The organism is Micromonospora rubida, assembly GCF_009908295.1.
GTDB classification, from domain to species: Bacteria; Actinomycetota; Actinomycetes; order Mycobacteriales; family Micromonosporaceae; genus Micromonospora; species Micromonospora rubida.
Genome location: NZ_JAAALO010000002.1, coordinates 632,339 through 650,960, shown reverse-complemented (window position 1 = coordinate 650,960; position 18,622 = coordinate 632,339). Strand labels below are relative to the sequence as shown.

Below are 18,622 nucleotides of genomic sequence, written 5' to 3'. Positions count from 1 at the left end.
AGATGCTGATGCCGCGCAAGCCCCCGAAGGGCTTCCGCAAGCCGCACCACCCGGACCGCAGTGGCGCGTCCAAGGGTGGCAACCGCGTGGTGTTCGGCGAGTTCGGGATCCAGGCTCTCGAGCCGGCGTACGTGACGAACCGGCAGATCGAGTCGGCGCGTATCGCGATGACCCGCCACATCAAGCGTGGCGGTAAGGTCTGGATCTCGATCTTCCCGGACCAGGCCCTGACCAAGAAGCCGGCCGAAACCCGGATGGGTTCCGGTAAGGGCTCGCCCGAGTGGTGGGTCGCCAACGTCAAGCCGGGACGGATCCTCTTCGAGATGTCGTTCCCCAACGAGCAGACCGCGCGAGAAGCGATGCGTCGCGCGATCCACAAGCTCCCGATGAAGTGCCGCATTGTTACGCGCGAAGTGGGTGAATCCTGATGGCAGCGGGCGTTAAGGCCTCCGAGCTGCGTGAGCTCTCCGACGAGGAGCTGGTCACGAAGCTGCGCGAGGCCAAGGCGGAGCTGTTCAACCTCCGCGTGCAGGGCGCAACCGGGCAGCTGGACAACAACCGGCGGTTGCAGGTCATCCGTCGGGAGATCGCCCGGATCTACACGATCATGCGTGAGCGCGAGTTGGGTCTCTCCGCCGCGCCGACTGAGGTGACTGCATCATGAGCGAGAACACCACCACCACCGCCGAAGCGCGGACCCGCCGCAAGGTGCGTGAGGGCCTCGTGGTCAGCGACAAGATGGACAAGACCGTCGTGGTCGAGGTCGAGGACCGGGTCAGGCACGCGCTGTACGGCAAGATCATGCGCCGTACCCGCAAGCTGAAGGTGCACGACGAGCAGAACGCCGCCGGCATCGGCGACCGGGTTCTGATCATGGAGACCCGGCCGCTGTCCGCCACGAAGCGTTGGCGGATCGTGGAGATCCAGGAAAAGGCCAAGTAGCGAAGGCTCGATCTCGCCCGGCTTCAGTCGGGCGCGGGTTCCGCCAGGCTCCGGCCGCGGCAGTGCGGCCGGAGAACCGGCAGACATAGGAGATAGACGTGATTCAGCAGGAGTCGCGACTGCGCGTCGCCGACAACACGGGTGCCCGGGAGATCCTGTGCATCCGGGTTCTCGGGGGCTCCGGTCGGCGCTACGCGAGCATCGGCGACGTCATCGTGGCCACGGTCAAGGACGCGATCCCGGGTGCCGGTGTGAAGAAGGGCGACGTCGTCAAGGCCGTCATCGTCCGCACCGCCAAGGAGCGGCGGCGGCCGGACGGCTCGTACATTCGCTTCGACGAGAACGCCGCCGTCATCATCAAGGACGGTGGGGACCCGCGCGGTACCCGTATCTTCGGCCCGGTGGGCCGGGAGCTGCGGGACAAGCGGTTCATGAAGATTATTTCCCTCGCGCCGGAGGTGTTGTGACCGTGAAGGTCAAGAAGGGCGACACGGTCGTCGTCATCGCCGGCAAGGACAAGGGTGCCAAGGGCAAGGTGATCGCGTCCTACCCGCGGCAGGACAAGATCCTGGTCGAGGGCGTGAACCGGGTCAAGAAGCACACCCGTATCAGCACCACCCAGCGTGGCGCCAAGACCGGTGGCATCGTCACCCAGGAAGCCCCGATCCACGTCTCCAACGTGCAGGTCCTGGATTCCGAGGGGAACCCGACCCGCGTCGGGTACCGCTTCGACGACAACGGCCAGAAGGTCCGCATCGCGCGTAGCACCGGTAAGGACCTGTGATGACCACGGCTACCGAAACCAAGACCATGCCGCGCCTCAAGGAGCGGTACCGCAACGAGATCGTGGCCAAGCTGCAGGAGCAGCACAGCTTCGGCAACCCCATGCAGGTGCCGCGGCTGGTCAAGATCGTCGTCAACATGGGTGTCGGCGAGGCCGCCCGGGACGCCAAGCTGATCGACGGCGCCGTCCGGGACCTGGCCACCATCACCGGCCAGAAGCCGCAGGTGCGGCGGGCGACCAAGTCCATCGCGCAGTTCAAGCTCCGCGAGGGCATGCCGATCGGCGCGAAGGTCACCCTGCGCGGCGACCGGATGTGGGAGTTCCTGGACCGCCTGCTGTCCATCGCGCTGCCCCGTATCCGGGACTTCCGCGGTCTGGACGGGCGCAAGCTCGACGGGCACGGCAACTACACGTTCGGTCTGACCGAGCAGTCGGTGTTCCACGAGATCGACCAGGACAAGATCGATCGCCAGCGGGGCATGGACATCACGGTGGTCACGACCGCCACGACCGACGACGAGGGCCGGGCGCTGCTCAAGCTCCTGGGCTTCCCGTTCAAGGAGAACTGAGATGGCCAAGAAGGCGCTGATCCTCAAGGCGGCCGCGAAGCCGAAGTTCTCGGTTCGCGCGTACACCCGCTGCCAGCGGTGCGGGCGTCCGAAGGCGGTCTACCGCAAGTTCGGTCTCTGCCGGATCTGCATCCGGGAGATGGCCCACCGCGGTGAGCTGCCGGGCGTGTCCAAGGCTTCCTGGTAAGGGCGACCGCGCCCCGGCTGCCGGCCGGGGCCCCTTGCACCGATCATGTATTGCTCTTCGCCGTAGGCCCGGGGCTCACCGCCCCGGGAACCCCGGCGAGAAAGGCTGACGAAATCCATGACGATGACCGACCCGATCGCAGACATGCTCACGCGTCTGCGTAACGCCAACCAGGCGTACCACGACCGGGTGACGATGCCCTACTCCAAGATCAAGGCGAACATCGCCGAGGTCTTGAAGACCGAGGGTTACATCGCCACCTGGTCGGTCGAGGAGCCCGAGGAGGGCGCCGTCGGCAAGCGACTGGTCGTCGAGCTGAAGTACGGCCAGAGCCGCGAGCGGAGCCTGGCCGGCATCAAGCGCGTGTCCAAGCCCGGTCTCCGGGTGTACGCCAAGTCGGACGGGCTCCCGCGGGTGCTCGGCGGGCTGGGCGTGGCGATCATTTCGACGTCCCAGGGGCTGCTCACCGACCGGCAGGCCCGCAAGCGGAGCGTTGGCGGGGAAGTCCTCGCCTTCGTCTGGTAACGGGAGACAGGTAGAAATGTCGCGTATTGGACGTAAGTCGATCCCGGTGCCTGCCGGCGTCGACATCACGATCGACGGCCAGACCATCAAGGTCAAGGGCCCGAAGGGCGAGCTGTCGCACACGCTCGCCGAGCCCATCAAGGCGGAGCGCGCCGAGGACGGCCAGTTGCACGTCAACCGGCCCAACGACGAGCGCAAGGCCAAGGAGCTGCACGGCCTGAGCCGTACGCTGGTCGCCAACATGATCGTCGGCGTAACCGAGGGCTACCGTAAGAGCCTGGAGATCGCCGGCACCGGTTACCGGGTCACGGCCAAGGGCAAGGACCTGGAGTTCGCGCTCGGGTTCTCGCACCCGGTGCTGGTCCCCGCGCCGGACGGCATCACCTTCACGGTGGAGAAGCCGACCGTGTTCCACGTGGCCGGCATCGACAAGCAGCAGGTCGGCGAGGTCGCCGCCAACATCCGGAAGATCCGCCCGCCGGAGCCCTACAAGGGCAAGGGCGTGAAGTACCAGGGCGAGGTCATCCGCCGCAAGGCTGGAAAGGCAGGTAAGAAGTGAGCGCCACGCTGCTCAAGCGCCGCCGCGGCGTTGCCGCCAAGCGCGCCGTCGGCCGTGCGCGTCGGCACTTCCGGGTCCGCAAGAACGTCAGCGGCACCACCGAGCGTCCCCGTCTGGTCGTCACCCGGTCGCTGCGCCACGTCGTGGCCCAGATCGTGGACGACACCAAGGGTCACACCCTGGCGTCGGCCTCGACCCTGGACGCCTCGCTGCGCGGCACCGAGGGCGACAAGAGCGCCCTGGCCGGCAAGGTCGGCACCCTGCTCGCCGAGCGGGCCAAGGCTGCCGGCATCTCGAAGGTCGTCTTCGACCGCGGTGGCAACCGGTACGCGGGGCGGGTCGCCGCGCTTGCCGACGCCGCCCGCGAAGCCGGGCTCGAGTTCTAGAAACCCCGTCACGAGAGAGAAGGAAGGCTGCTGATGCCAGGTCAACAGCGCCGTGGCGGCGGGTCCGGTGGCAACGAGGGTGGTCGCCGCGACAACCGCCGTGAGGGCGGCCGCGGAAACGCGCCCGTCGAGAAGACCCCGCACCTCGAGCGGGTCGTCGCGATCAACCGCGTCGCCAAGGTCGTGAAGGGTGGTCGTCGCTTCAGCTTCACCGCCCTGGTGATCGTGGGCGACGGCGACGGCACCGTCGGCGTGGGTTACGGAAAGGCCAAGGAGGTGCCCGCGGCGATCGCCAAGGGCGTCGAGGAGGCCAAGAAGCACTTCTTCAAGGTGCCGCGGATCGGTAAGTCGATCCCGCACCCGATCACGGGTGAGGCCGCCGCCGGCGTGGTGCTGCTCAAGCCGGCCTCGGCCGGTACCGGCGTCATCGCCGGTGGCCCGGTGCGTGCCGTGCTGGAGTGCGCCGGCATTCACGACGTGCTCTCCAAGAGCCTCGGCTCGTCGAACCCGATCAACATCGTGCACGCCACGGTGGCGGCGCTGAAGGGGCTCGAGTCCCCGGAGGCCGTCGCGGCCCGTCGTGGCCTGCCGGTCGAGGACGTCGCGCCGGCCGCCATGCTCGCGTCGCGGGCGGGGGTGGCATCCTGATGGCTCGCCTGAAGGTCACCCAGCTCCGGTCCGTGATCGGGACCAAGCACAACCAGCGTGAGTCGCTGCGTTCGCTTGGTCTCAAGCGGATCAACGACGTGGTGGTCAAGGAGGACCGGCCGGAGATCCGGGGCATGATCTTCGCGGTCAACCACCTCGTGAAGGTCGAGGAGGTCGAGTAATGACGATCAAGGTCCACCACCTGCGCCCGGCGCCCGGTGCCAAGACCGCGAAGACCCGTGTGGGTCGCGGTGAGGGCTCCAAGGGCAAGACCGCCGGTCGCGGCACGAAGGGTTCCAAGGCCCGCAAGAACATCTCGGCGGCGTTCGAGGGTGGGCAGATGCCCATCCACATGCGCCTGCCGAAGATGAAGGGCTTCAAGAACAAGTTCAAGGTGGTCTTCCAGGTGGTCAACCTGGACAGGCTCGCCGAGCTGTTCCCGAACGGCGGCCAGGTCGGCCCGCTGGAGCTGGTCGAGGCCGGCGCGGTCCGCAAGGGCCAGCCGGTCAAGGTCCTCGGCACCGGCGACCTGAGCGGCGTTTCCATCCAGGTGTCGGCGCACGCGTTCAGCGCGTCGGCCAAGGAGAAGATCAACGCCGCCGGTGGCTCCGTCACCGAGCTGTAGGGCAGAACCTGTGGCGCCCGCTCAGTTGTCTGTGACTGGGCGGGCGCCACGGTCTACCCCGAACGTGTGCACCGGGTAATATCGGATTCGGTTTATGTAGCTGGGCACACCTGCCCAGACCGGGATCGGGCTGTTAGAGTCCCATCCCAGCTATGGATATCGGGCGCTCGCCCGGCACCCACCCCGACCGCCAGGGACCACCACCGGCGGCCCGCCTCGCGCAGGAGGAAGAAAGTTGCTGTCCGCCTTTCTCAGTGCGTTCCGTACGCCTGACCTGCGCAAGAAGCTGCTGTTTACGGTAGGCATCATCGCGGTCTACCGGCTCGGCGCGACCCTGCCCAGCCCGGGTGTCTCGTACGGCAACGTTCAGAAGTGTCTCGACAGCATCCAGGGGGACACCACCGGGGTGCTGAACCTGCTCGACCTCTTCTCGGGCGGGGCGCTGCTCCAGCTCTCGGTCTTCGCGCTGGGGATCATGCCCTACATCACCGCGTCGATCATCCTGCAGCTGCTCACCGTGGTCATCCCGCGGTTGGAGCAGCTCCGCAAGGAGGGTCAGGCCGGCCAGGCGAAGATCACCCAGTACACCCGCTACCTCACCCTCGGCCTGGGCATCCTCCAGTCGTCGGCGTTCGTGGCGCTGGCCCGCTCCGGGCAGCTCTTCCAGAACAAGTGCGACCAGTTCCCGATTGTCCCCGAGGGCACCGGCATCCCGAACTGGCTGACGCTGACCATCCTGGTCATGACGATGACCGCCGGCACGGGCATGGTGATGTGGCTCGGCGAGCTGATCACCGACCGGGGCGTCGGCAACGGCATGTCGGTGCTGATCTTCACCTCGATCGCGGCCCGCCTCCCCAGCGAGGGCTGGAAGATCAAGACTCAGCAGGGCTGGGGCAAGTTCTTCCTGGTGCTCGCGCTGGTCCTGGTGGTCATCACCGCCGTCACCTTCATCGAGCAGGCACAGCGCCGGATCCCGGTGCAGTACGCCAAGCGGATGATCGGCCGGCGGATGTACGGCGGCACCTCGACCTACATCCCGCTGAAGGTCAACCAGGCGGGTGTCATCCCGGTCATCTTCGCCTCTTCGCTGCTCTACCTGCCGCAGCTGGCGCTCCAGTTCTTCGACCAGAACAACCCTGGCAAGACCCAGGCCTGGATCCAGAACAACGTGGTGGACCCGTCGAAGCCGCTGTACATCGTGACCTACTTCCTGTTGATCATCTTCTTCACGTACTTCTACGTGTCGATCACGTTCAACCCGACCGAGGTCGCGGACAACATGAAGAAGTACGGCGGCTTCGTGCCGGGCATCCGCCCAGGCAAGCCGACCGCCGACTACCTCGACTTCATCCTCAGCCGGATCACCCTGCCGGGCGCGCTCTACCTGGGCATCGTGGCGGTCCTGCCGAACTTCTTCTTCATCTGGCTGAACAGCCAGCAGTTCCAGAACTTCCCGTTCGGCGGCACCGCTGTGCTCATCATGGTCGGCGTCGGTCTGGAGACCGTGAAGCAGATCGAGAGCCAACTCATGCAGCGGAACTACGAAGGGTTCCTGCGGTAGATGCGACTCGTTCTGGTTGGCCCGCCGGGCGCGGGCAAGGGCACACAGGCGGAGTTCGTCGCCGCTCACCTCTCGGTGCCGAAGATCTCGACCGGTGACATCTTCCGGGCGAACGTCTCCCAGGGCACGCCCCTGGGCATCGAGGCCAAGCGGTACATGGACGCCGGCAAGCTGGTCCCGGACGAGGTGACCATCAACATGGTCCGGGACCGGCTCGCCGAGCCGGACGCCAGCGAGGGCTTCCTGCTCGACGGGTTCCCGCGCACCACGCCGCAGGCCGCCGCGCTGGACAAGCTGCTCGCCGACTTCGGCACCGCGCTGGACCTGGTGCTGGAGCTGGTCGTCGACGACGACGAGGTGATCCGGCGGCTCTCCGGCCGGCGTACCTGCCGGGGCTGCGGGAAGATCTGGCACGTCGAGTTCGACGCGACGACCCGGGACGACATCTGCGACCGCTGCGGCGCGGAGCTGTTCCAGCGCGACGACGACAAGCCGGAGACCATCGCGGCCCGGCTGCGGGAGTACGCCGAGAAGACCGCGCCGCTGGTGGACTACTACGGCGCCCAGGGCAAGCTGGTGGGCATCGACGCCACCGGCCCGGTGGAGGACGTCACCGTCCGCGCCATCGACGCCCTCCGCTCATACGGCGGCTGACGACCGCCGGGGCTCCGGCGGATAGAGTGCGAACAGCGGGGTACGTGTGACGTGCCCCGCTGATCCGCGCGACGAAAGGTAACTGCTCCATGCGTCGTCCCCAGCTGGACATCCAGCTGAAGACCCCCGACCAGATCGAGATGATGCGCGCCGCCGGGCTGGTGGTCGCCGAGGCGCTGCGCCGGATGCGAGAGGCGGTCGCCCCCGGGGTCAGCACCGCAGACCTGGACGCGATCGCCGAGTCGACGATCCGGGAGGCCGGGGCGGTGCCCTCGTTCAAGGGCTACCACGGCTTCCCCGCCTCGATCTGCTCGTCGGTCAACGAGCAGGTGGTGCACGCCATCCCGTCGCCCGCCCAGGTGCTCCAGGACGGCGACGTGATCTCGATCGACTGCGGCGCGGTGCTGAACGGCTGGCACGGCGACGCGGCGATCACCGTCGGCGTGGGGGAGGTCGACCCGGCGCTGCTGAAGATGGCCGCGGTGGCCGAGGACTCGATGTGGGCCGGGATCGCCGCTGCGGCGCGGGGGGCTGCCAGCGGCAAAGGCCGGCTGACCGACATCTCGCACGCGGTGGAGAACGCGGTCCGCAAGGGCGGCCGGTACGGCATCGTCGACGGGTACGGCGGGCACGGCATCGGCACCGAGATGCACCAGGACCCGCACGTGCTCAACCACGGCCGACCCGGCAAGGGCCCCCGGCTGGTGCCGGGCATGGCGCTGGCCATCGAGCCGATGATCACCAAGGGCTCGCCGCGCACGGCCGAGCTGGCCGACGGCTGGACGGTTGTCACCCGGGACGGCTCGATGGCGGTGCACGTCGAGCACACGATGGCGCTGTTGCCCGACGGGGTGTGGGTGCTGACCGCGTTCGACGGGGGCCGGGGGCGGCTCGGCGACCTGGTCACCTCCCGCCAGCCCGCGGGCTCTCCGACCCGCTGAGCCCTCCTCCGCGTCCCGCTGGGGCGTCCGCGCACCCGGGCCGCTACGGCTCCCACCGCCCCGCCTGAGGCTCGCGCGGTGGCCTCTTGAGGTGTCCCGGACGCCGGCACGGGGTGCCGGCCCGGCTCCAGCCCGACGCGAGGAGCCGGTAGCGGCGGACGGTGCTGGTGGGGCGGTGGCATGCTTACGGGCATGGAGGGACGCGACGGAATGCGGGCCGCCGACACGGACCGGCAGGTAGTGGCGGACCAACTGCGGGCGGCAGTCGACGAGGGCCGGCTCGACCTGCACGAGTACGACGAGCGGTTGCAGCGGGCGTACACCTCGCGCACGTACGGCGAACTGGACGCGCTGGTGACCGATCTGCCGATGCCGGCCGCCCCGGCGGCGTCGGAACTAGCAACGGTGCCGGCCGCGGTCCCTTCGGCGGCGGAACGCGCCCAGTCGTCGGTGACCGTCCGGTGGTTGGCCGAGGTCTGGCTTCCGTACCTGCGGGTGGTCGCGATCGTGGTGACCGTCTGGGCGGTGACCTCGACCCTCGCCACCGACCTGCTCTACTTCTGGCCCGCCTGGGTGGCCGGGCCGTGGGGGGCGGTGCTCCTGGTGCGCACGGTCGCCGGCCTCACCGCCGGGGAGCCGCGGCGGTGGGCGGTGGAGCAGGAGCGACGGCGTGAGTACCGGCTCGCGAAGCGGGCCCGCAAGCGGGCGCGGAAGCTGGCTGCCGCCGCCGAGGAGCACGAGCGGCGGTGGCCGTCGGCCGCCGGGAATCCGCAGCATCCGGGCCTGGGGCCGTCGAGCGGGGAGGACCCTCGGGGGCCGACGGGGGAGCTGCCGGTCGGCGAGCGGGAACGCCGGCGGGGCGAGGCCGATGCCGAGGTCTGAACGGCCGGTTCTGTCCGGTCCGGCGCACCGAACCGAGCCCGGTTTGGCGACGGCCGGCAAGCGGGCGTAGACTTTCTGATCGGCGCACAGCGTCCACTCCGGCATGCCCATCCTGCGCTTCGGTGGGAGTCGGAGCCGCGGCTGGCTCGGGTCCCGTTTCGGGGCCCGTGTAAGACGTTGTGGGCCGTCCGGAGCAACCGACGTCAGGACAGCGGAGGACATGCCGAAAAAAGACGGAGCCATCGAGATCGAGGGTCGGGTCATCGAGCCCCTGCCGAACGCCATGTTCCGGGTGGAGCTCGCGAACGGTCACAAGGTGCTGGCTCACATCAGCGGCAAGATGCGGCAGCACTACATCCGCATCCTGCCGGAGGACCGGGTCGTCGTCGAACTCTCGCCGTACGACCTGACCCGCGGGCGCATCGTCTACCGCTACAAGTAAGCGACCTGACGGCGGCCGGGTAGTCCCCGTGTCCGTCTTCGACGTCCGGCGTCGCGCGTGTCGCGTCTCCGGGCCGGATGGGAAGTAAGGCAACCGTGAAGGTCAAGCCGAGCGTCAAGAGGATCTGCAACAAGTGCCGGGTGATCCGTCGGCACGGCCGGGTCATGGTCATCTGCAGCGACCCGCGTCACAAGCAGCGCCAGGGCTGAACTAGTCCGATCGACCGTGACCTACTGGTCACGGCCAGTCGAACCGGTCCGGGCAGCAGGTCCAGCCAACACATCATCAGCTCGTCCCAGCCACGAGCGGTGCGCGTAGCGCGTACCTCTGCGTGGTTGACCCCCGGTCGGAGGCCGGGGCCCGCTCGGGCAGCGGTCGATCCTCCCGGCGCCACGGCGCTGGGCCGACCGGAGTGGGGTGGGACGGGTTCAGACCTCCGCAGAACACCACAAGGAGTACGCCCGCACATGGCACGTCTAGCCGGCGTGGATCTCCCCCGCGAAAAGCGGATGGAGATCGCGCTCACTTACATCTTCGGCGTGGGTCGTACCCGCGCCCTGGAGACGCTCGCCGCCACCGGCATCTCGCCGGACAAGCGCGCTCGGGACCTCACGGACGAGGAGCTGGTCCAGCTCCGGAACCACATCGAGGGCAATTACAAGGTTGAAGGCGACCTGCGCCGCGAGGTCGCCGCTGACATCCGCCGCAAGGTCGAGATCGGCTGCTACGCCGGCATCCGGCACCGCCGGGGTCTGCCCGTGCGTGGCCAGCGGACCAAGACCAATGCGCGGACCCGCAAGGGCCCGAAGCGGACCGTCGCCGGCAAGAAGAAGCCCGGCAAGAAGTAACTAGGAGCGCACAGACTTATGCCACCGAAGGCTCGTGCCGGAGCCGCTGTCAAGAAGGTCCGGCGCAAGGAACGCAAGAACGTCGCCCACGGGCAGGCGCACATCAAGAGCACCTTCAACAACACCATCGTGTCCATCACGGACCCGACCGGTGCGGTCATCTCCTGGGCCTCCGCCGGCCAGGTTGGCTTCAAGGGCTCGCGCAAGTCGACTCCGTTCGCCGCACAGCTGGCCGCCGAGGCCGCCGCGCGTCGGGCGATGGAGCACGGCATGCGCAAGGTCGACGTGTTCGTCAAGGGCCCCGGTTCCGGCCGGGAGACCGCGATCCGTTCGCTGCAGGCCGTCGGGCTGGAGGTCGGCCAGATCGCCGACGTCACCCCGCAGCCGCACAACGGATGCCGTCAGCCGAAGCGTCGCCGGGTCTGAGAGGTAGAGAGAGATGGCTCGTTACACCGGTGCTGACTGCCGCCGTTGCCGGCGGGAGAAGATGAAGCTGTTCCTCAAGGGCAGCAAGTGCGATGGCCCGAAGTGCCCGTTCGAGTCCCGGCCGTTCCCGCCCGGGCAGCACGGCCGCGGCCGCACCAAGGAGACGGAGTACCTGCTCCAGCTCCGCGAGAAGCAGAAGGCCCGCCGCGTCTACGGCGTGCTGGAGAAGCAGTTCCGCGGTTACTACGAGGAGGCCGTGGGCAAGCAGGCCAAGACCGGCGAGGTCCTCCTGCAGATCCTCGAGTCGCGGCTGGACAACGTCGTTTACCGGGCTGGTTACGCGCACTCGCGTGACATGGCCCGTCAGCTGGTCAAGCACGGCCACTTCACGGTGAACGGCAAGAAGGTCGACATCCCGTCGTTCCGGGTGAAGGAGCACGACATCATCGAGGTTCGGGCCAAGAGCAAGGAGCTCACCCCGTTCATCGTGGCGCAGGCTCAGGCCGGCTCGAAGACTGTCCCGGCGTGGCTGGAGGCCATCCCGAGCCAGATGAAGGTTCTCGTGCACTCGCTCCCGGCCCGCCAGGTGATCGACACCCAGGTCCAGGAGCAGCTGATCGTCGAGCTCTACTCCAAGTAGTCGGGCTCGTTGCGGTGGTCCGTCCTGCGGGGCGGGCCACCGGAACAGTTTGTGTCGCGGACGTCAAATAGCGGGCGTCCCGGAAGAGAAGAGAAGACATGCTCATCAGCCAGCGACCGTCTCTGTCCGAAGAGTCGATCAACGAGACCCGGTCCCGGTTCACCATCGAGCCGCTGGAGCCGGGCTTCGGTTACACCCTGGGCAACTCGCTGCGGCGTACGCTGCTGTCGTCCATCCCGGGTGCGGCGATCACCTCCATCAAGATCGACGGCGTGCTGCACGAGTTCACCACGATCCCCGGTGTCAAGGAGGACGTGGTCGAGCTCGTCATGAACATCAAGGAGCTGTGCGTCAGCTCCGAGCACGACGAGCCGGTCAGCATGTACCTGCGCAAGCAGGGCCCGGGCGACGTGACGGCGGGCGACATCCAGCCCCCGGCCGGCGTCTCGGTGCACAACCCGGACCTGAAGCTCGCCACCCTCAACGGCAAGGGCCGGCTCGACATGGAGCTGACCGTCGAGCGGGGTCGCGGCTACGTGACCGCGGCACAGAACAAGCAGTCCGGCGCCGAGATCGGCCGGATCCCGGTCGACTCGATCTACTCGCCGGTGCTGAAGGTGACGTACCGCGTCGAGGCGACCCGGGTCGAGCAGCGGACCGACTTCGACCGGTTGATCATTGACGTCGAGACCAAGCCGTCGATGGGCCCGCGCACCGCGCTGGCCTCCGCCGGTTCGACGCTGGTGGAGCTCTTCGGGCTGGCCCGGGAGCTGGACGAGACCGCCGAGGGCATCGACATCGGGCCGTCCCCGCAGGACGCGCAGCTGGCGGCGGACCTGGCTCTGCCGATCGAGGAGTTGGACCTCACCGTCCGCTCCTACAACTGCCTCAAGCGCGAGGGCATCAACTCCGTCGGTGAGCTCATCGGGCGCACCGAGGCCGACCTCCTCGACATCCGTAACTTCGGCCAGAAGTCGATCGACGAGGTCAAGATGAAGCTGGCCGGGATGGGTCTGGGGCTGAAGGACTCGGCCCCGAACTTCGACCCGGCGAACGTCGTGGACGCCTTCGGTGAGGCCGACTACGACACCGACGACTACCGCGAGACCGAGCAGCTCTAGTCCCCGCTGCCGCCACACCTGAGGAGCACCAAGCATGCCCACGCCCACCAAGGGCCCCCGCCTCGGCGGCAGCCCCGCGCACGAGCGGCTGATGCTGGCCAACCTGGCCACTGCGCTGTTCCAGCACGGCAAGATCAAGACCACCGAGACGAAGGCCCGGCGGCTGCGTCCGCTGGCCGAGCAGCTCATCACCAAGGCCAAGCGGGGCGACCTCGCCGCGCGGCGGCGGGTGCTGGGCGTCGTCAAGGACAAGGACGTGGTCTACTCCCTGTTCGACCAGATCGCGCCCCGGTACGCCAACCGCAACGGTGGCTACACCCGGATCGTGAAGACTGGCCCGCGCAAGGGTGACAACGCTCCGATGGTGGTCATCGAGCTGGTCGAGGAGTTGCAGGTCGCCGAGCCGAAGGCGAACAAGAAGACCGCCGCTCGCAAGGCCGCGCAGCAGGACAAGGTCGAGGCGCTCGCCCCCGCGGAGGAGACCCCGCAGGCGAAGTCCGACGACCAGGACGCCGAGGCGCCGGTGTCGGCGTCCGGCGACACCGACACCGCCCGCGAGGACAGCGACGAGGCCACCGAGAACAAGGCCTGATCAACGGCACCTTCGGGCCCGGCACCCCCACGGGGATGCCGGGCCCGACCCATGAGGAGGTACGCGAGGTGGACGAGCGGACCCGGCTGCGGCTGGACGTCTCGTACGACGGCACGGACTTCTCCGGCTGGGCGGCCCAGCCGACCCGGCGGACGGTGGCCGGCGTGCTCGTGCAGACCCTGGACCTGGTCCTCGGGGCGGGCGTGGCGGCCGGGCTGACCGTGGCCGGGCGGACGGACGCCGGGGTGCACGCCACCGGCCAGGTCTGCCACCTCGATCTGCCCACCGCCGTGTGGCACGAGTGGGAGGGCTCGCTGCTGCACCGGCTGGCCCGGCTGCTCCCCACCGACATGCGGGTGCGGACGATGACCGAGGTGCCGGCCGAATTCGACGCCCGGTTCTCGGCGACCTTTCGCCGGTACGAGTACCGGGTGACCGACGCGCCGTTCGGGGCCGAGCCGCTGCGCCGGCACGAGGTGCTGGCCTGGCCGAGGCCGCTCGACCCGGGCCTGCTCAACGCCGCCGCGTCGGGGCTGGTGGGGGAACACGACTTCGCCGCGTACTGCCGGCGCAAGGAGAACGCCACCACACTGCGGGAGGTGACCCGGCTGGACTGGCGGCGCGACCCGGACGGAATCCTGGTCGCCACCGTCCAGGCTGACGCGTTCTGCCAGGCGATGGTCCGCAGCCTGGTCGGGGCGATGCTGGTCGCCGGGGACGGCCGGCGCCCGGTGGACTGGCCGGGTGGCCTGCTGGCCCGGCGGGACCGGTCCAGCGAGGTGACGGTGGCCCCGGCGCACGGGCTGACCCTGGTCGCCGTCGGCTACCCCGACGACCCGGCCGAGTACGCCCGCCGCTCCGACCTCACCCGCCGGCTCCGCGTCCCCACGCAGGCCTGAGGCCGCAGGTTCCCCGGGCGGCCGGTCAGTTGGTTCCGCCGGGGGCGGCCGTGGCCTGTCCGGTCGAGCCTCCGGTCGCGCGACGCTCCAGCACCTTCTTGTCCAGGTGCAGCTCGATCAGGTCGTACAGGACCTCGCGGACCTTCGGGTCGCCGGCCTTCACGGGCTTGCCGTCGGCCCGGACCACCAGGCAGTACGCGAGGTAGTGGCCGCGTACCTGCCAGCCGACCCGGGAGGGTGCGTCGGTGAGCGCCTCGGTGTCGTCGCCGGCCGGCATGCCGCGGAACCGGCCCTCCCGCCCGTCGAGCAACTCCCGTAGGCGGTCCCGGACGCGCTGGGCGGTGGCCACGTCGGTCAGGTTGAACAGCCCTGCGGTGAGCAGGTGCTCCTCGTCGGGGGAGCGCAGGGTGGCCCGGACCACCTGGTTGCAGCCGAGTTGGACGAGCAGGTCGGCCACCTCGCCGGTGGCGGCGGTCGGGCAGCTGGCGCTCGACTGGGTCTTGAGTACCGCGTACGGCTCCTCGCCGTCGCCGATGGTCAGTTTCCGGCCGGAAAAGACCTCTTTGGCGGTCAGTGGCGCCGGGTCGGTGTCCCGGGAGTCGATGTCCTGCCGTTCGGTGCGCGACGGCGACGGGGCGGCGGCCGGCAGGCTCGGGGTGACCTTCGGTTGCGAGGTCCCGTCGGGCAGCAGGGCGGCGCCGGCCAGCCCGCAGAGGGCGAGGAGCACCAGGACCGCCGCGCCGCCGACCAGCACCTGCCAGAGCCGGCCGCCACTTCGGCCGGGTTCCGGGGCTCGCCGGCTGCGGGGGAGGTCCAGCGGCTGGGTGGTGGCGGCAGCCCGGGTGGGCGGCGGGGAGAACGGGGGTGCGCCGCGGGACGGGACCGGGCCCGGCGGTGGGGCGGGCGGCGCGGGGCGGGTGGCCCGGGGCAGGGACGGCGTCGGGAAGCGGGACGGGGAGGGGCCGGTATGGGCGGGGCCGGCGTCGCCGACCGTCGACAGTTCCGAGCCGGGCCGAGGGCGTCCCTCGAATGCGTCCTCATCGGATTCGTACCGGTACACCATGCCGCCCAGACTAGGGCCTATTGTCCCTTTAGGGGGTAATAACGGGATATCGCGGTGCCGGGTCGCCGCCGCCGCCCACCGCGCCATCGCCGGCCCGAACGGCGGTGCGAGAATGCCGGACGTGACCGGCGACCACTACTTCAGCGCTGAACCCGGAACCGACGCCCGCCCCCGGGAGGTCGAGTTCACCGCCGCCGGGCGCGAGTACACCCTGACCTCGGCCGGTGGGGTGTTCTCCGCCGCCCGCCTCGACCCGGGCACGGCGGTGCTGCTGCGCAAGGCGGACCTGCCGACGCCGGACGTCGCCGGCCCGCTGCTCGACCTCGGCTGCGGCTTCGGCCCGATCACCTGCGTGCTGGCCGACAGCGCTCCGGCGGCCACCGTCTGGGCGGTCGACGTCAACGAACGGGCCCGGGCGCTCACCACCGTCAACGCCGAGCGGGTCGGCGCCGCCGACCGGGTCCGGGTCGCCACCCCGGACGACGTGCCGACCGAGTTGGCCTTCGCCCAGATCTGGTCCAACCCGCCCATCCGGATCGGCAAGGAGGGCCTGCACGAGCTGCTGCTGCGCTGGCTGCCCCGGCTCGCCCCGGACGGCGTGGCCTGGCTGGTGGTGGCCCGCCACCTCGGCGGCGACTCCCTGCAACGCTGGCTGGTCGAGCAGGGCTGGCAGGTGTGGCGGCACGCCAGCCAGAAGGGCTTCCGGGTGCTGCGGGTCACCCGGTAATCGAGTGTCGCCCGGCCGGCTGCTCGGGCAGGATGCCGACGTGGGATACGTGGACGTGGCAATGGTCGGGCACATCCTGCCCGACGGTCGGGAACTCTTCACCGACGTGTCGTTCCGGGTCGGAGAGGGTGCCAAGGTCGCTCTCGTCGGGCCGAACGGGGCCGGCAAGACGACCCTGCTGCGGATGGTCGCCGGCGACCTGCCGGTGCGGACCGGTGCCGTCTCCCGCTCCGGGGGCCTCGGCGTGATGCGCCAGTTCATCGGCATGATCGGCGACGACTCCACCCTCGCCGACCTGGCCCTGTCGCTCGCCCCGCCCGCGCTGCGCGACGCCGGCCGCCGGCTCGCCGAGACCGAGGCGGCCATGCGGGCGGCCGAGGCCCGCGGCAAGTTCAGCACCGCCGCGGGCCGGGCCCAGCTCGCGTACGCGGACGCGCTTGCCGCCTGGGGCGAGACCGGCGGGTACGACGCCGAGGTGCTCTTCGACACCGTCACCACCATCGTGCTCGACCTGCCCTGGGACGCCGCCCGGGACCGTCCGGTGCGGACCCTCTCCGGCGGCCAGCAGAAGCGCTTCGCCCTCGAACTGCTGCTCCGCGGCCCCGACGAGGTGCTGCTGCTCGACGAGCCCGACAACTTCCTCGACGTGCCCGGCAAACGGTGGTTGGAGGACCGGCTGCGCGAGTCGCCGAAGTCGGTGCTCTACGTCTCGCACGACCGGGAGTTGCTGGCCCGCACCGCCGGCCGGGTGGTCGCCGTGGAGGGCGGCAGCGCCTGGGTGCACCCCGGCGGCTTCGCGAGCTGGCACGAGGCCAGGGTGGCCCGGCACGCCCGCCTCGACGAGCTGCGCCGCCGCTGGGACGAGGAGCACCAGAAGCTGCGCGAGCTGATGCTGATGTACAAGCAGAAGGCGGCGTACAACGACGGGCTGGCCTCGCGGTACCAGGCCGCGCAGACCCGGCTGCGCAAGTTCGAGGAGGCCGGGCCGCCGCCCGTACCCCCGAAGGACCAGGACATCCGGATGAAGCTGACCGGCGGGCGGACCGGCAAGCGCGCGGTGGTCGCCGAGCAGCTCGAGTTGGACGGCCTGACCTACCCCTTCGACCTGGAGATCTGGTACGGCGACCGGGTCGCGGTCCTCGGCGCGAACGGCACCGGCAAGTCGCACTTCCTGCGGCTGCTGGCCCGGGGTGGCACCGACCCGGAGCCGGCCAACGGCCCGGTCGACGGGGCCGCCGCGCTCGCCCCGGTGGCGCACGGCGGGACGGTCCGGCTCGGCGCCCGGGTCCGCCCCGGCCACTTCTCCCAGACCCACGACCGCCCCGAGCTGGTGGACCGCACGCTCGTCGACATCCTCTGGCGCGGCGACGAGCACCGGGCCGGAATGGACCGGCACGCCGCGATGGCGGCGCTGAGCCGGTACGAGCTGCCGGGGCAGGGCGACCAGCGGTTCGGCACCCTCTCCGGCGGCCAGCAGGCCCGTTTCCTGGTGCTGATGCTGGAGCTGTCCGGGGCGACGCTGCTGTTGCTCGACGAGCCCACCGACAACCTGGACCTGGCCAGCGCGGAGGCGCTGGAGGCGGGCCTGACCGCGTTCGCCGGGACGGTGGTCGCGGTGACCCACGACCGGTGGTTCACCCGTTCCTTCGACCGGTTCGTGCTGTTCCGCAGCGACGGCGAGGTGGTGCAGACGCCGGAGCCGGTCTGGGACGTCGGGTGATCGGCGACGAGCTGGTCGACCGGCTCTGCGGGGTGGACGGGGTGGTCGCGGTGGCTCTCGGCGGCAGCCGGGCCCGGGGCGAACACCGGCCCGACTCCGACTGGGACGTGGGCCTCTACTACCGGGGTGGCCTGGACGTGCCGGCGCTGCGCGCCGTCGCCGCCTCGGTGGCCGGGGCGGAGGCGGAACTGACCGCGCCGGGCGGCTGGGGGCCGTGGGTGGACGGCGGCGGCTGGCTGCGCGTCGGCGGGGTGGCGGTGGACTGGATCTACCGCGACCTCGACCGGGTGGGCCGGGTCTGGGCCGACTGCCGGGCCGGCCGGTACACCGTCGAGGTGCAGGCCGGTCACCCGCTGGGCTTCTACTCGCACGCCTACGCCGGCGAGGTGGCGCTGTGCCGGGTGCTCGGCGACCCGACCGGGGAGCTGACCGCGCTGCGGGCGGAGACCGGGTGCTACCCGGCTGCGCTGGCCACCGCCCTGCTGGCCGGGGGCTGGGAGGCGGGGTTCCTGCTCGACGCAGCCGCCAAGGGCGCGGCGGCGGGGGATGGCGGCTACGTGGCCGGCTGCCTGTTTCGGGCGGTCGGCGTGGTCGTCCAGGCGCTGCACGGCCGGGCCGGGCGGTGGCTGGTGAACGAGAAGGGCATGATCGCCTCGGCCGGCAGGCTGCCGGGCGCCCCGGTGGACTTCGCCCGCCGGGCACAGGGGCTACTCGGCGCGGTCGGCCGCACCCCGGCCGAGCTGGCCGCCACCGTCGCCGACGCGCATCGGCTGGTCGCCGAGGCGCTCCGCTGATCCGCCGCTCGACGGGGCCGTGCCGGGTCGCCCCGCTGAGCCGGGGTGGCCGTCTCTCCGGCGGCACCCGGGGTGAGCCGCTGT

Annotated in this window: 29 protein-coding genes; 28 read left to right on the top strand and 1 reads right to left on the bottom strand. The window is 70.2% G+C overall.

Going from position 1 to position 18,622, the window contains the following annotated elements:
• Nucleotides 1–2: 2 nt before the first annotated feature.
• From rplP to truA, 25 genes are all read left to right on the top strand, one after another.
• Nucleotides 3–428 carry a 50S ribosomal protein L16 gene (gene rplP, locus GVV04_RS07425; protein ID WP_161685903.1) on the top strand — a complete coding sequence of 142 codons (426 nt, stop codon included), beginning with the start codon at nt 3–5 and terminating at the stop codon, nt 426–428.
• Complete coding sequence (gene rpmC, locus GVV04_RS07420; RefSeq protein WP_161685901.1) at nt 428–664, top strand: 50S ribosomal protein L29; 237 nt, start codon at nt 428–430, stop codon at nt 662–664. Before rplP ends, rpmC begins: the two co-directional genes overlap by 1 nt.
• A complete protein-coding gene (gene rpsQ, locus GVV04_RS07415) occupies nt 661–942 on the top strand; it encodes a 30S ribosomal protein S17 (protein WP_161685899.1) in 282 nt (93 codons plus the stop codon). The genes rpmC and rpsQ overlap by 4 nt, the downstream gene beginning before the upstream one ends.
• A 98-nt stretch (nt 943–1,040) precedes the next feature.
• The gene (gene rplN, locus GVV04_RS07410; RefSeq protein WP_023358185.1) at nt 1,041–1,409 is read left to right on the top strand and encodes a 50S ribosomal protein L14; all 369 of its coding nucleotides are present in this window, start codon (nt 1,041–1,043) and stop codon (nt 1,407–1,409) included.
• On the top strand, nt 1,406–1,726 hold the full coding sequence (gene rplX / locus GVV04_RS07405; RefSeq protein WP_161685897.1) for a 50S ribosomal protein L24: 321 nt from the start codon (nt 1,406–1,408) through the stop codon (nt 1,724–1,726). Before rplN ends, rplX begins: the two co-directional genes overlap by 4 nt.
• A complete protein-coding gene (gene rplE, locus GVV04_RS07400) occupies nt 1,726–2,295 on the top strand; it encodes a 50S ribosomal protein L5 (RefSeq protein WP_117665105.1) in 570 nt (189 codons plus the stop codon). Before rplX ends, rplE begins: the two co-directional genes overlap by 1 nt.
• A 1-nt stretch (nt 2,296) precedes the next feature.
• Nucleotides 2,297–2,482 carry a type Z 30S ribosomal protein S14 gene (locus GVV04_RS07395; protein ID WP_161685895.1) on the top strand — a complete coding sequence of 62 codons (186 nt, stop codon included), beginning with the start codon at nt 2,297–2,299 and terminating at the stop codon, nt 2,480–2,482.
• Nucleotides 2,483–2,599: 117 nt separating this feature from the next.
• Nucleotides 2,600–3,007: a 30S ribosomal protein S8 gene (gene rpsH, locus GVV04_RS07390; protein ID WP_161685893.1), complete on the top strand. Its 408-nt coding sequence runs from the start codon at nt 2,600–2,602 to the stop codon at nt 3,005–3,007.
• 16 nt (nt 3,008–3,023) lie between these two features.
• Nucleotides 3,024–3,566 carry a 50S ribosomal protein L6 gene (gene rplF / locus GVV04_RS07385; RefSeq protein WP_161685891.1) on the top strand — a complete coding sequence of 181 codons (543 nt, stop codon included), beginning with the start codon at nt 3,024–3,026 and terminating at the stop codon, nt 3,564–3,566.
• Nucleotides 3,563–3,952, top strand: coding sequence for a 50S ribosomal protein L18 (gene rplR, locus GVV04_RS07380; protein WP_161685888.1), 390 nt, complete (start codon nt 3,563–3,565; stop codon nt 3,950–3,952). The genes rplF and rplR overlap by 4 nt, the downstream gene beginning before the upstream one ends.
• 33 nt (nt 3,953–3,985) lie before the next feature.
• On the top strand, nt 3,986–4,600 hold the full coding sequence (gene rpsE, locus GVV04_RS07375) for a 30S ribosomal protein S5 (protein ID WP_161685886.1): 615 nt from the start codon (nt 3,986–3,988) through the stop codon (nt 4,598–4,600).
• A complete protein-coding gene (rpmD, locus tag GVV04_RS07370; RefSeq protein WP_161685884.1) occupies nt 4,600–4,782 on the top strand; it encodes a 50S ribosomal protein L30 in 183 nt (60 codons plus the stop codon). The genes rpsE and rpmD overlap by 1 nt, the downstream gene beginning before the upstream one ends.
• Entirely contained in the window at nt 4,782–5,225 is a 444-nt protein-coding gene (rplO, locus tag GVV04_RS07365) for a 50S ribosomal protein L15 (RefSeq protein ID WP_161685882.1), read from the top strand. Before rpmD ends, rplO begins: the two co-directional genes overlap by 1 nt.
• A 235-nt stretch (nt 5,226–5,460) precedes the next feature.
• A complete protein-coding gene (secY, locus tag GVV04_RS07360; RefSeq protein ID WP_161685880.1) occupies nt 5,461–6,789 on the top strand; it encodes a preprotein translocase subunit SecY in 1,329 nt (442 codons plus the stop codon).
• The gene (locus GVV04_RS07355; protein ID WP_161685878.1) at nt 6,790–7,443 is read left to right on the top strand and encodes an adenylate kinase; all 654 of its coding nucleotides are present in this window, start codon (nt 6,790–6,792) and stop codon (nt 7,441–7,443) included.
• 89 nt (nt 7,444–7,532) lie between these two features.
• Nucleotides 7,533–8,384 carry a type I methionyl aminopeptidase gene (map, locus tag GVV04_RS07350; protein WP_161685876.1) on the top strand — a complete coding sequence of 284 codons (852 nt, stop codon included), beginning with the start codon at nt 7,533–7,535 and terminating at the stop codon, nt 8,382–8,384.
• 192 nt (nt 8,385–8,576) lie between these two features.
• Nucleotides 8,577–9,266: a DUF1707 SHOCT-like domain-containing protein gene (locus GVV04_RS07345; protein ID WP_161685875.1), complete on the top strand. Its 690-nt coding sequence runs from the start codon at nt 8,577–8,579 to the stop codon at nt 9,264–9,266.
• Nucleotides 9,267–9,486: 220 nt separating this feature from the next.
• Nucleotides 9,487–9,708, top strand: a complete 222-nt coding sequence (infA, locus tag GVV04_RS07340) for a translation initiation factor IF-1 (RefSeq protein ID WP_007073013.1) — start codon at nt 9,487–9,489, stop codon at nt 9,706–9,708.
• A 95-nt stretch (nt 9,709–9,803) separates the two neighbouring features.
• Complete coding sequence (rpmJ, locus tag GVV04_RS07335) at nt 9,804–9,917, top strand: 50S ribosomal protein L36 (protein WP_043965539.1); 114 nt, start codon at nt 9,804–9,806, stop codon at nt 9,915–9,917.
• Between the two features lie 258 nt (nt 9,918–10,175).
• Nucleotides 10,176–10,556 (top strand): 30S ribosomal protein S13, encoded by a 381-nt coding sequence (gene rpsM / locus GVV04_RS07330; protein ID WP_089012515.1) that lies wholly within the window; start codon nt 10,176–10,178, stop codon nt 10,554–10,556.
• Nucleotides 10,557–10,574: 18 nt separating this feature from the next.
• Entirely contained in the window at nt 10,575–10,982 is a 408-nt protein-coding gene (gene rpsK / locus GVV04_RS07325) for a 30S ribosomal protein S11 (protein WP_161685873.1), read from the top strand.
• A 13-nt stretch (nt 10,983–10,995) separates the two neighbouring features.
• Complete coding sequence (rpsD, locus tag GVV04_RS07320; RefSeq protein ID WP_161685871.1) at nt 10,996–11,622, top strand: 30S ribosomal protein S4; 627 nt, start codon at nt 10,996–10,998, stop codon at nt 11,620–11,622.
• A 98-nt stretch (nt 11,623–11,720) separates the two neighbouring features.
• Nucleotides 11,721–12,743 carry a DNA-directed RNA polymerase subunit alpha gene (locus tag GVV04_RS07315; RefSeq protein WP_161685869.1) on the top strand — a complete coding sequence of 341 codons (1,023 nt, stop codon included), beginning with the start codon at nt 11,721–11,723 and terminating at the stop codon, nt 12,741–12,743.
• A 34-nt stretch (nt 12,744–12,777) separates the two neighbouring features.
• Nucleotides 12,778–13,335 (top strand): 50S ribosomal protein L17, encoded by a 558-nt coding sequence (gene rplQ / locus GVV04_RS07310; protein WP_161685867.1) that lies wholly within the window; start codon nt 12,778–12,780, stop codon nt 13,333–13,335.
• A gap of 68 nt (nt 13,336–13,403) precedes the next feature.
• Nucleotides 13,404–14,234: a tRNA pseudouridine(38-40) synthase TruA gene (gene truA, locus GVV04_RS07305; RefSeq protein ID WP_161685865.1), complete on the top strand. Its 831-nt coding sequence runs from the start codon at nt 13,404–13,406 to the stop codon at nt 14,232–14,234.
• Nucleotides 14,235–14,259: 25 nt separating this feature from the next.
• On the opposite strand, the gene GVV04_RS07300 is transcribed toward truA, so the two are convergent.
• Entirely contained in the window at nt 14,260–15,297 is a 1,038-nt protein-coding gene (locus GVV04_RS07300; protein ID WP_161685864.1) for a hypothetical protein, read from the bottom strand.
• A gap of 121 nt (nt 15,298–15,418) precedes the next feature.
• Here GVV04_RS07300 and GVV04_RS07295 point away from each other — a divergent pair, with 121 nt between their 5' ends.
• From GVV04_RS07295 to GVV04_RS07285, 3 genes are read left to right on the top strand one after another with little or no spacing between them, the layout of a single operon-like run.
• On the top strand, nt 15,419–16,024 hold the full coding sequence (locus tag GVV04_RS07295; RefSeq protein WP_161686754.1) for a class I SAM-dependent methyltransferase: 606 nt from the start codon (nt 15,419–15,421) through the stop codon (nt 16,022–16,024).
• A gap of 40 nt (nt 16,025–16,064) precedes the next feature.
• Nucleotides 16,065–17,744: an ABC-F family ATP-binding cassette domain-containing protein gene (locus GVV04_RS07290; RefSeq protein WP_161685862.1), complete on the top strand. Its 1,680-nt coding sequence runs from the start codon at nt 16,065–16,067 to the stop codon at nt 17,742–17,744.
• Nucleotides 17,741–18,538 (top strand): nucleotidyltransferase domain-containing protein, encoded by a 798-nt coding sequence (locus GVV04_RS07285; protein ID WP_161685860.1) that lies wholly within the window; start codon nt 17,741–17,743, stop codon nt 18,536–18,538. The genes GVV04_RS07290 and GVV04_RS07285 overlap by 4 nt, the downstream gene beginning before the upstream one ends.
• Nucleotides 18,539–18,622: the final 84 nt, after the last annotated feature.

Coding starts and splice junctions, on each gene's coding strand:
- rplP (WP_161685903.1), top strand. CDS start 3: ATGCTGATGCCGCGCAAGCCCCCGAAGGGCTTCCGCAAGCCGCACCAC.
- rpmC (WP_161685901.1), top strand. CDS start 428: ATGGCAGCGGGCGTTAAGGCCTCCGAGCTGCGTGAGCTCTCCGACGAG.
- rpsQ (WP_161685899.1), top strand. CDS start 661: ATGAGCGAGAACACCACCACCACCGCCGAAGCGCGGACCCGCCGCAAG.
- rplE (WP_117665105.1), top strand. CDS start 1,726: ATGACCACGGCTACCGAAACCAAGACCATGCCGCGCCTCAAGGAGCGG.
- GVV04_RS07395 (WP_161685895.1), top strand. CDS start 2,297: ATGGCCAAGAAGGCGCTGATCCTCAAGGCGGCCGCGAAGCCGAAGTTC.
- rpsH (WP_161685893.1), top strand. CDS start 2,600: ATGACGATGACCGACCCGATCGCAGACATGCTCACGCGTCTGCGTAAC.
- rplF (WP_161685891.1), top strand. CDS start 3,024: ATGTCGCGTATTGGACGTAAGTCGATCCCGGTGCCTGCCGGCGTCGAC.
- rpsE (WP_161685886.1), top strand. CDS start 3,986: ATGCCAGGTCAACAGCGCCGTGGCGGCGGGTCCGGTGGCAACGAGGGT.
- rpmD (WP_161685884.1), top strand. CDS start 4,600: ATGGCTCGCCTGAAGGTCACCCAGCTCCGGTCCGTGATCGGGACCAAG.
- rplO (WP_161685882.1), top strand. CDS start 4,782: ATGACGATCAAGGTCCACCACCTGCGCCCGGCGCCCGGTGCCAAGACC.
- GVV04_RS07355 (WP_161685878.1), top strand. CDS start 6,790: ATGCGACTCGTTCTGGTTGGCCCGCCGGGCGCGGGCAAGGGCACACAG.
- map (WP_161685876.1), top strand. CDS start 7,533: ATGCGTCGTCCCCAGCTGGACATCCAGCTGAAGACCCCCGACCAGATC.
- GVV04_RS07345 (WP_161685875.1), top strand. CDS start 8,577: ATGGAGGGACGCGACGGAATGCGGGCCGCCGACACGGACCGGCAGGTA.
- infA (WP_007073013.1), top strand. CDS start 9,487: ATGCCGAAAAAAGACGGAGCCATCGAGATCGAGGGTCGGGTCATCGAG.
- rpsM (WP_089012515.1), top strand. CDS start 10,176: ATGGCACGTCTAGCCGGCGTGGATCTCCCCCGCGAAAAGCGGATGGAG.
- rpsK (WP_161685873.1), top strand. CDS start 10,575: ATGCCACCGAAGGCTCGTGCCGGAGCCGCTGTCAAGAAGGTCCGGCGC.
- rpsD (WP_161685871.1), top strand. CDS start 10,996: ATGGCTCGTTACACCGGTGCTGACTGCCGCCGTTGCCGGCGGGAGAAG.
- GVV04_RS07315 (WP_161685869.1), top strand. CDS start 11,721: ATGCTCATCAGCCAGCGACCGTCTCTGTCCGAAGAGTCGATCAACGAG.
- rplQ (WP_161685867.1), top strand. CDS start 12,778: ATGCCCACGCCCACCAAGGGCCCCCGCCTCGGCGGCAGCCCCGCGCAC.
- GVV04_RS07300 (WP_161685864.1), bottom strand. CDS start 15,297: ATGGTGTACCGGTACGAATCCGATGAGGACGCATTCGAGGGACGCCCT.